The sequence below is a fragment of the Cytophagales bacterium genome (assembly GCA_019456305.1).
Lineage (GTDB): Bacteria > Bacteroidota > Bacteroidia > Cytophagales > VRUD01 > VRUD01.
This window is the reverse complement of record VRUD01000156.1, coordinates 1-1,720: the sequence shown is the minus strand read 5'-3', so window position 1 is coordinate 1,720 and position 1,720 is coordinate 1. Positions and strand designations below refer to the sequence as shown.

Genomic DNA, 1,720 nt, shown 5'->3' with positions numbered 1-1,720 from the left:
TTCTTGTTTGTTTTATTTGTTATTTTATTCTTTTCTGCTGTTTTAACACTGGTAGCAAAAATAGAAACCAGTTCATTACACTCTTTTAAGTCAGGCGCGATTTCTTGTGAAGGTTTGATAAGTGGCTAATGTACGAATTTTTATGAGAGGGATTAGGTGTTGAATTTGTATCATCAGTCCCGAGTACTCGGGATTAACATCGGGGAGTTGGTATCGGGGAAATTTGTTCCAAAATATTTGTCATGGAAGTCTCTTTTCTGATAAAGTCATTTAGTTGCTCAATGTGAAGTCTATTCTGCTCCATCGTGTCCCTGTGTCTTATCGTTACCGTATCATTATTCAATGTTTCATGATCTACTGTAATGCAGAAAGGCGTGCCTATAAGATCCTGCCTTGTATAGCGCCTGCCTATAGAATCCCTTTCTTCGTAAATGATGTAATGGTCATATTTAAGTTTATTTACGACCTCTTTTGCCTTTTCAGGCAGCCCGTCTTTTCTTACTAAGGGAAATATGGCTGCCTTTACCGGGGCCAATGCAAGGGGTAATTTTAAATAGGTCCGCATCTTTTGCTCACCACTTTTGATGCTGCCTTTGTCCGCCTCTTGTTCTTCAGTAAAGCCGTTGCACAAAAGCATCAGCAAAATTCTGTCTGTACCGGTTGACGTTTCAACTACATAAGGGAGGTAGTTTTTATTAATTTCATTATCAAAATATTGCATCTTTTTCCCTGAAAACTGCTGGTGATTTTTTAGGTCAAAATCTGTTCTTGAATGAATACCTTCTATTTCTTTAAATCCGAATGGAAATTCGTATTCTATGTCAACAGCGGCATTAGCATAATGGGCTAATTTTTCGTGCTCATGAAATCGTAATTTTTCTTCAGCAATTCCCAAAAGTCCATACCATTTCATACGGGCTTCCTTCCAGTATTTGTACCATTTCATTTCTTCTCCGGGCTTAACAAGATACTGCATTTCCATCTGCTCAAATTCCCGCATTCTGAAAATAAATTGACGGGCAACTATTTCGTTTCTAAAAGCTTTGCCTATCTGTGCGATACCAAAAGGGATTTTCAATCTGCCCGTTTTTTGAACATTCAGAAAATTTACGAAAATGCCTTGTGCTGTTTCGGGTCTCAGGTAGATCGTGTCAGTTTCATCGGCTAACGAACCAACCTGGGTTGAAAACATAAGATTGAACTGGCGTACGTCTGTCCATTTGCAGGTACCGGATACAGGGCAGGTGATATTTTCAGAAATAATAAGATGAAGTAGTCCCTTCAAATCTTCTTTTTTAAGCAATTGATTCATTTTTTCCAGAAGTTCTTGAGCCTTTTTATTGCCAGTGCTACTTTTCTCGTTCTGATACTCTTCTACTTTTTCTTGTAAAAGCGCCTCTACACTATATCTTTTCTTAGAATCTTTATTATCAATCATCGGGTCGTTGAAGCTGTCTATATGACCGGAGGCTTTCCAAATACGGGGATGCATAAAAATAGCCGAATCAATGCCAACAATGTTTTCGTGTACCCGGGTCATTGTTTGCCACCAGAGAGCATTAATATTATTTTTGAGTTCTACACCATATTGCCCGTAGTCATATACTGCCTGTAGTCCATCATATATTTCTGAAGACTGGAAAACAAAGCCGTATTCTCTGGCATGGGCGATAATATTTTTAAGTTCCACTTGATAATTGAATTTTATGCTGCTTACGAA

General features: G+C 38.2%; 1 protein-coding gene. It reads right to left on the bottom strand.

The features are described 5' to 3' along the window. Nucleotides 1-193: 193 nt before the first annotated feature. Nucleotides 194-1,708, bottom strand: a complete 1,515-nt coding sequence (locus tag FVQ77_17470; protein ID MBW8052094.1) for a glycine--tRNA ligase — start codon at nucleotides 1,706-1,708, stop codon at nucleotides 194-196. Nucleotides 1,709-1,720 lie beyond the last annotated feature (12 nt).